A 7,626-nucleotide genomic window follows, 5' to 3' on the forward strand; every position below is an offset into this window, starting at 1 on the left:
CCGCGTGGAGGAGCGATTCAACCTGCAATCGGCCAACTGGATTTCCTTCGTCCTGGACCGGCGAAACCGGATCCCCGACATCGCGGACCCGAACCTCGTGAGGGAGACGCTGCTCGTGTTCCTCGGAAACCTCGTCGACGGGCTGTATCTCGACCCCGAATCGAACGCGAAGGTCGTCCAGCGCTCGGTGCGCATGAGAGATGCGGTCCGTGCAAGCCCACGTCACAGATACGACGATGTCGTCGCCGAACTGCGCGACATCTTTTCCATGCGGGAGTGGACGGCGGTTCTCATCCCATCCGGATTCCGGGAATCCGATCCCGTCGACCGGCTCCTGACATCGAAAAGTTTCCTGTCGAGACTGTCCCGCGGCATGAAGACCAGCCCGCATCTCATCCTTCACCTGAACGAGGCTCCCCGGAGGGATTTCGCCATTACGGACGTGTACCCTCCCTTCCATTCCGCCCTGTCGAAATCCACCCGGTGGCCGGGGATCCTGCTCTGGAGCAGACGCGACGACTCCCTGTTTCTCCCCCTGCCCGCGGACAACGCCGAGGAGGCCGTCCGCTGGATATTCTCCAGGGTCGATGACCTCGGAACGACGCCGGGGCATCTGCTGGCGCAACGCTACCGGAACGCCTTCCCGGCCTGCAGGATCCACCCGGATTCCCGGCTGACGCTGCTGCACATGAGCGACACCCATATCGGGTCCAGGCAATCCATCGAGCGGATCGTACGGGTGAAGGACCTCCTGACGGATTACGTGAACGGAAACCGGGCCGATTCGTCCATGGCGTTCCTGTTGAGCGGGGACATCCTGCAGACGCCGGGAGAAGGCAACGTGATCTGCGCGAACGACTTCCATGATTTCCTGAAGGATCTGCACCCTCGCGGCCGGGACCCGATCTTCGTCCTCGGAAATCACGATGTGCGAAGGAAGGGGGTTCTGCGGAACCGGTCCGCCGCCGCTTCCCCGGTTCCCGCGTTCGACACCCGCGTCGAATGGATTCCGGACCATCCTGTCGGGATTCTCTGCTGGAATTCCGCCGCCGGCGGGAGGATGGCGCGGGGAAAAATCACCCCGGAGCAGTACAGGACCATCGCGGATCGGTTGAATCGTCTCCCCGACGGGATCACCCACCCCGTGCTGATCTCCCTGCTGCACCACCACCCCCTGAAGCTCCGCCGGATCGATCCCGAGATGCGCAGGTTCCACATGAAGACCCTCGGCGCGTCGCTGCGCAAGTACCTCGGTTTCGCCTATGAGCACCTGGACGGTTTGTCGGATGCGCAGGAATTCGTCCGCTTCTGCGACTCCCACGGCGTGAAGGCGATCCTTCACGGACACAAACACATACCCATCGCGGGGGAAATACCCGAAGATCTGCTGGCGAACCCGCCGATCCGCATTTTCGGATCCGGAAGTTCCGTCGGGAAAAACACGTACCTCTACAGGAAACTGTTCGACGTGGACTACGAGATCGCCTGGAACGAGGTCGTTCTCGACTTCCGGACGAACCTCCTGTCGGGAAGACTGATGGCGGAAACGCACTTTGACAGGGGGCTCGCGACGATGAAAACCCGTCACGGTTTCGTTTCCCGATCCGCCATCGGCCGATGACCCGGGCGGCGGGTGGAATATTGCTGGTAGTACTCCGGCCACCCGAGCAGCCAGAACAGCCCCAAGACCGCCGTGACAACGACCCCCAACCGGATGTGACTTCGAAGGCTCACCGTAACCTCAGCTTCGCGGTTCGATCCGCGACCGGTGGTCAGGCCGTTCCATTCCGGACTTCCGTTCGCTGATCCGGATCTTTGCCGTATCCCCCGGCCGCCCAACCTGGTGCGGGCGATCCGGCGTAAGCACGTGCCAACGGTCGCGGGCTACCGGTCCAGAACGCTCAGCTCGAACACGACCCGTCCCCACCCGCCGCACCGGATTCCCACGTCGAGGCAGGCGGATCGGCGGAACCGCATCCCGTTGGGGTCGACGCCGGCCAGGAACAGCTCGTTCGCCGCGTAAACCAGCGGAGCGGCGGCGTGGACGGCGTACACGCACACCTTGTCCGGGGACTTTTTCGTCAGGAGGTTCCCGGCGCCGTCGAAGACAAGCCTGTCTCCGACCTTGTGCCCGCTGTTGCACCCGTGGGAATCCACGACTTCCAGGACGATGGTCTTCCCGGCCAGGGCCGGGGCTTTCGAAAGGACATCGTCGTTCCGCGGATTCTCCCGAAACATCTTCATCTCCTCGTCCGAATACCCGAGACGGGACTGCATGACCTTCCACTTGATCGCGTCCCACGCCTTTTCCTTGATGCCCATGTCATCCTCCAAAAGGATTTCTTCCTTCGCCTCTTTCCCGGCGGTTACCCGGATCCCCCATTCATATCCCTGCGGAGCGGGGAATCCCCCATCACGGCGTCGAGGATCTCCTCCCACGAGATGAGGCCGGCGTACCGTCCGTTCCGGAGGACCGGGAGCACCGCGGACGAGTGGATCCGCATGATCTCCGAGGCTTCGCGCACCGTCAGATCGTCGGAAATCGTGACGGGAGGAGCCGTGACGACGGCTCCGACCGTCACGCGGTCGAGCAGTCCGGCGATTTCGTGCCGGGAGAGCAGCGTGGCTTGCGACGGGGTCATCTTCAGGAGATCCTTCTCCCGCACCAGCCCGAGAAAGCGTTCCCCTTCGCACACCGGCAGCGCTGAATACCCGTGTCCGCGGACGAGGCGCAGGGCGTCCTGGATCCTTGTCCTGGGGGAAAGGACCGGCGCACGCGAATCGAGGTAATCCGAAACGCGTTTTTCGGATACGTCGGCTTCCATGGCTTCTCCTCCTGCGCGCCTCCCGGCGGACAGCGGCGTCGGGTAGGTTTCGACTTAACGGATCCGGATCTCCTGCAGGTTTTTCCACGTCGATTCCGAATACCAGATCTTCACGAACTCCCGGATGGAGGCGGCCTCGCGGCGGCGCATCTCGTCCGCCACGAGACCCCGCAGCAGCTCCTTGACGCTTCGGAACGCCGATGGGTCCTTCCCGCCGAGCTCGCGGGCCGCGGCCACGGCATTCCCGTTCAGCACTTCCCCGGGACAGACGACATCCACCAGCCCCAGACGAAGCGCCTCCTCCGGAAGGTACATGGCGCCCGAGTAGAGAACCTCTTCCGCGTTCCGGTTCCCGACGGCGAAACGCAGCATCTCGACGCTCCCGGCGAACACCGACGACCCGAAGCCGATTTCGTTCAGCGCCACCTTCCCCGTTCCCGCGGCCATGATCCTGCGGTCGCAGGCCAACGCCAGCATCAGGCCGCCGGCCACCGAATGGCCGTTCAGGGCGGCGACCACCGGCTTTGGATATGTGAACAGGTACGTGTAGAGATCCGTGAACTTCGTCAGGAAGCGGGCGAAGTCGGGCTTGGAGTACCCGAGGAACCCCGGGATGTCGAACCCGAAGGAGAAGAACTTCCCCTCGCCCGTGAAGACCACCGCACGCACACTCTCGTCCGGCTCCAGCTCCCGGAACCGCGCTCCCAGTTCTTCGACCGTCGGTTCGTCGAGCGCGTTCACCTTTCCGCGGCCGAGAACGACCGAGGCCACCCCTTCCTCGATGCAAACGGTTACGTGCGGCACGCCGCCTACCGTCCGGGGATGATCAGCGCGCGGGCCCGCTCCAGGACCGTTTCGGGGAACGGACACGATTTCCTCTTCGAGGTGTCCATGTGCACCCCGGTCATCTCCGCGGTCGCGGCGACCTCCCCCGTCTCGTCGTTCCGCATCTCGTGGAGGAACCGGACGGTCTTCTCCCGGATTTCCAGGATCCCGGACCGGATCGTCACGATGTCGCCGGGCCGGAGCTCGCGCTTGTAGGCGATGTTCTGCTGGACCGCGGCCATCCCGCGCCCGTTCTCCCGGAGGAAGGACGGCGTGAGGCCGAACGTCGCGAAGAACTGCCACGTCGCCTCGTCGAACTTTCCCACGTACCACATGACGTTCATGTGCCCGATGTGGTCGCACTGCCAGGGGTAGACGGCCCCCCGATAGGTCACCGGAAGATCGGCCATGCCCGCACCTCCTTGGAAGACGTCATTTCGCGAAAAATTTCCTGAGCCTCTCACCGACCTCGCGGAAATCCCCGACGCTCGAATACCCGTTGACGGTCTCCAGCCGGAGCGCGTCGTCCAGCGGGCGGCCGATGACCTCGAGGATCGTCTCCTTGGCGGATCGGATCGCCTGCTGCCCATTGGCGAGGATCATCCTCGCCCACCCTTCCGCCGTCGGCAGCAACTCCTCGTGCGGCACGACCCGGTTGACCAGCCCCAGCCGGAACGCCTCCTCCGCGCCGACCTCCCGGCCGGTCAGGGTCAGGTCCAGGGCCGTTCCCACTCCCGCGATGGCGACCAGCCGGACGATCCCCCCGTCGCCCTGGTGGATCCCCTGCCGGACCTCGAACACACCGAATTTCGCCTTCTCCGAAGCGATGCGGATGTCGCACGCCAGCGCCAGCTCGAATCCTCCCCCGATCGCGAACCCGTTCACGGCCGCGATGATCGGCTTCCCGATCCGGTGCTGCCCCCGGGTGATTCCGCCCCCGATCCCCCTCGCCGCGTTCCTCCGCGCGTCGAGCATCGTGGCGTGCTCCCACTTCGGGATGAACGTCTTCAGGTCGGCCCCCGCGCAGAACGCCTTCCCCGCGCCGGTGAGGATCGCCACGTCGACCGAATCGTCCGCGGCGAAATCGGCCCAGACCTCCCAGAGCGAGGCGTTCAGCCCGTCGTCCAGGGCGTTCATCGCCTCCGGTCGGTCCATGGTGACGTACCCGATCCGGTCCCGCTTCTCGTAGATGACGTTTCCCATCTCCCCCCTCCTCAGGCGATCGCTTCGCGCCCCACGGGGCACACGTTCATGCAGGCAAAGCAGAAATATTGCGGACCGATGTGGCCGGCCTGGTACAGCCTCCAGAAGTGCGGGTCCCGCACCATCGCTTTCCGCTCCGCGGCGGATGCCTCGCCGTACCTGCCCCAGAACCGGACCGCGCCGTTCAACCCGTACGGCATGTTGGTCTTGACGCACTTCATCACGTCGGTCCGGCCCGCTTCGTCCAGCGCCTTCCCCGGGCACCCTCGCGTGCACAGCCCGCACGCCGTGCACGGATTCTCCGCGACGGGAGGATCCGATGCGATCTCCAGATCGGTGAGGAGCGCCGTGAAGACGACGCGACAACCGAAACGGGGGTGAACGACGAGGTTGTTGCTCCCGAACGCCCCCAGGCCGGCCGCGACCGCGGCGTGGCGCAGCGATACCTGTCCGACCGCCCCCTTCGTCTCCTCGCTCTGCGCCATGGGGTACGAGACGGGGACGGTCATGGTGCGGGCCCCGAACCGCCTCTCCAGGCGGCGGGCCACCTTGTAGTTGCACGACCGCGAGAATTCCATCAGGTCCATCCGTCCGTTCATCGCGATGTGGAGATCCGGGCTGTCGCAGCTGTCGAGCTCCTTGTAGGCGAGCACGACGATCGACCTCGCACCGGGGAAAACCGTCTCCAGGGGGGGAGACAGGGGGCTCCGGTAGTCCGATGCGGCGGCGAATCCCACATCGTCGATCTCCAGCTCTTCCGCGAACCGGCGAATCCGTTCCTTCATCCGTACGCACCTCCCTCGCGATGTCCGGTCCGGCGACGAACGCTCAAGTTTCCGACCGGTCGGTATCTGACAGGGTATGCGCGGCGACCCGCGGGACGCCGCGGCATCCTTCCCTACGCTCTCAGCATCCGGATGTGGGCGGCGAGCTGGCGCTCGATCGCCCGCGGGAACCGCGTGTTCCGGGTCGCCACGTACAGCGCCGCAGCGCCGTTGATGGAGGTGACGATGAAATCGGCGACTTCCCGGATCTTCACGTCGTCCCTGAGCTTCCCCCCCGCCTTCGCCTCTTCCAGCCAGGAGGCCAGCAGGTCCGAGAACTGCATGAACCCCTTGACGATCCGGCCGCTCATCTCCGGAGACTGGCCGGACAGCTCGACGAGGCTGTTGAAGAAGAAGCAGCCGCCCTCGAACACGTTCCCGCAGCAGTAGTCGCGAAGGTCGTTCTGGATCGTCTTCGCGATTCGATCCAGCGGGTCGGGGATCTTCCGCACCCCCTTGAAGACGATCCCCCGCCAGATCTCGACCGCCCGTTCGTACGCGGCGTACCAGAGCGCCTCCTTGCTGTCGAAGTGGGCGTACAGCCCCCCCTTCGTGAGCCCCGTCGCCGCCATGATGTCGCTGATCGAGGTGTTGTAGAACCCCTTCACCGAGAAGATCTGCAGCGACTTCTCGATGACGTTGCTGCGGGTCTCCTTCCCGTCTTTCCGCATCAGACGAAATCCCCCCCGAGGTACGGCTTCACGGCCTCCTTCAGCCTGTCCCGCCGGCGAAGGAACTCGTCCCGCTGCTCCACCAGCCACCTCCCGTGCGCCGCCATGTCCTCCTTCGTCCTCCAGGAGTGGGCCGGGGGGCCGATCGACGCGCGGATTCCGCCGGCGCCGACGGACAACGTCCCGGTGCCTCCGCAGGAGAGGCAGTACACGCCGTCCACCCCGCGGAACTCGAAGTACGTCCCTTTGCATTCCGGGCACGAGATCCCCCCGGGGACATACTCCCCCGGAGAAACGAGGGCGGCGGCCAGCCGGCGCGCGGCGCCGCGGCACTCCTCGAGGACCACCGCGTCCCCCGGATACGTGGCGCGCACGACGGCCCTCCCCTTCAGCGACATCCCCAGCTGGCGGATGAAATTCTCGAGCCCCAGCAGCGCGGACCCTTCCCCGTCCTGGACGCCCGCGGCGGCGACGGCAACGGCCGGCTTCCCGTACAGCGCGTCCACGTGCCGGTACGCCTGGAGGCCGCGGTCGAGAAACCGCTGCACGGAGGAGTGGGTCCCCCGCAGGTACGCCGGGGCGGCGACGATCACGGCGTCCGCCGCCATGATCGCGCGGAGCACCCCGGCGAAGTCGTCCTGGTGGGGGCAATCTCCCGTGAGGCACCGGTAGCACGCCCTGCATGGCCGGATGTCCTTTTCGACGAGCCGCACCATCGAGAGCTTCGGCGATCCGGGGAGCGCGGCGGCGATCTCCTTCACCATCAGCTCGCAGTTCCCCATCTTCCGGGGGGAACCGACGATCCCGAGCACATTGTTCGTGTCTGCCACCGACGCACCTGTCGCCCTTTAGGATACCGACCGGTCTTATTTTATTGAACACGCCGAATCGCTGTCAAGTCGAACTTGTCAGCCGCCGTCCCTTTTCAGGATGACATCCACCATGCTCCTCTTTTCCTGGTTGAACAGCTTCCGGATCCTTTGCCTGTACTCCTCCGGCGTCTGGTGCTCCTCGTGCGTTCCCGGGACGACACGGATCCCCGGATACGCCTCGTTCAGCGCGCTCACGTACCTCGCGGTAAACGGACACAGCGCTTTCATGCAGAACGTCATGTGAATGACGTCCACGTCGAATTCCGTGAGACCCCTGATCCGGTCGAGCAGTTTGTCCGGTCCCGTCAGGGTCGGGCACCCGGGGCAGTCGATGATGCCGACCAGGGTGAGCTTTTCATCCTTCGGGTAGGCCGCGAACGCCCCCTTGCGCGCCCTGAGATCCGCC

The 7,626-nt window shown here is 65.2% G+C and carries 10 protein-coding genes; 1 reads left to right on the top strand and 9 read right to left on the bottom strand.

Going from position 1 to position 7,626, the window contains the following annotated elements:
• The first annotated feature begins 4 nt into the window (after nucleotides 1-4).
• The gene (locus HZB86_09100) at nucleotides 5-1,621 is read left to right on the top strand and encodes a metallophosphoesterase (protein MBI5905688.1); all 1,617 of its coding nucleotides are present in this window, start codon (nucleotides 5-7) and stop codon (nucleotides 1,619-1,621) included.
• Nucleotides 1,622-1,884: 263 nt separating this feature from the next.
• Here HZB86_09100 and HZB86_09105 read toward each other — a convergent pair whose 3' ends face one another.
• The 9 genes from HZB86_09105 to HZB86_09145 all read right to left on the bottom strand — a co-directional run.
• On the bottom strand, nucleotides 1,885-2,322 hold the full coding sequence (locus HZB86_09105) for a TIGR04076 family protein (GenBank protein ID MBI5905689.1): 438 nt from the start codon (nucleotides 2,320-2,322) through the stop codon (nucleotides 1,885-1,887).
• 44 nt (nucleotides 2,323-2,366) lie between these two features.
• On the bottom strand, nucleotides 2,367-2,825 hold the full coding sequence (locus tag HZB86_09110) for a CBS domain-containing protein (protein MBI5905690.1): 459 nt from the start codon (nucleotides 2,823-2,825) through the stop codon (nucleotides 2,367-2,369).
• 54 nt (nucleotides 2,826-2,879) lie between these two features.
• On the bottom strand, nucleotides 2,880-3,629 hold the full coding sequence (locus HZB86_09115; GenBank protein ID MBI5905691.1) for an enoyl-CoA hydratase/isomerase family protein: 750 nt from the start codon (nucleotides 3,627-3,629) through the stop codon (nucleotides 2,880-2,882).
• Between the two features lie 5 nt (nucleotides 3,630-3,634).
• Nucleotides 3,635-4,060, bottom strand: coding sequence for a thioesterase family protein (locus HZB86_09120; GenBank protein ID MBI5905692.1), 426 nt, complete (start codon nucleotides 4,058-4,060; stop codon nucleotides 3,635-3,637).
• 22 nt (nucleotides 4,061-4,082) lie between these two features.
• Nucleotides 4,083-4,853 (bottom strand): enoyl-CoA hydratase/isomerase family protein, encoded by a 771-nt coding sequence (locus tag HZB86_09125; protein ID MBI5905693.1) that lies wholly within the window; start codon nucleotides 4,851-4,853, stop codon nucleotides 4,083-4,085.
• Nucleotides 4,854-4,864: 11 nt separating this feature from the next.
• Entirely contained in the window at nucleotides 4,865-5,638 is a 774-nt protein-coding gene (locus HZB86_09130) for an epoxyqueuosine reductase (GenBank protein ID MBI5905694.1), read from the bottom strand.
• Nucleotides 5,639-5,751: 113 nt separating this feature from the next.
• Nucleotides 5,752-6,348 (bottom strand): TetR/AcrR family transcriptional regulator, encoded by a 597-nt coding sequence (locus tag HZB86_09135; protein ID MBI5905695.1) that lies wholly within the window; start codon nucleotides 6,346-6,348, stop codon nucleotides 5,752-5,754.
• Nucleotides 6,348-7,178, bottom strand: a complete 831-nt coding sequence (locus HZB86_09140) for a flavodoxin family protein (protein MBI5905696.1) — start codon at nucleotides 7,176-7,178, stop codon at nucleotides 6,348-6,350. The genes HZB86_09135 and HZB86_09140 overlap by 1 nt, the downstream gene beginning before the upstream one ends.
• 78 nt (nucleotides 7,179-7,256) lie before the next feature.
• A partial coding sequence (locus HZB86_09145) for a CGGC domain-containing protein (protein ID MBI5905697.1) occupies nucleotides 7,257-7,626 on the bottom strand: 370 nt, incomplete at its 5' end.

It is taken from the genome of Deltaproteobacteria bacterium (assembly GCA_016234845.1).
Taxonomy (GTDB): Bacteria; Desulfobacterota; Deferrimicrobia; order Deferrimicrobiales; family Deferrimicrobiaceae; genus JACRNP01.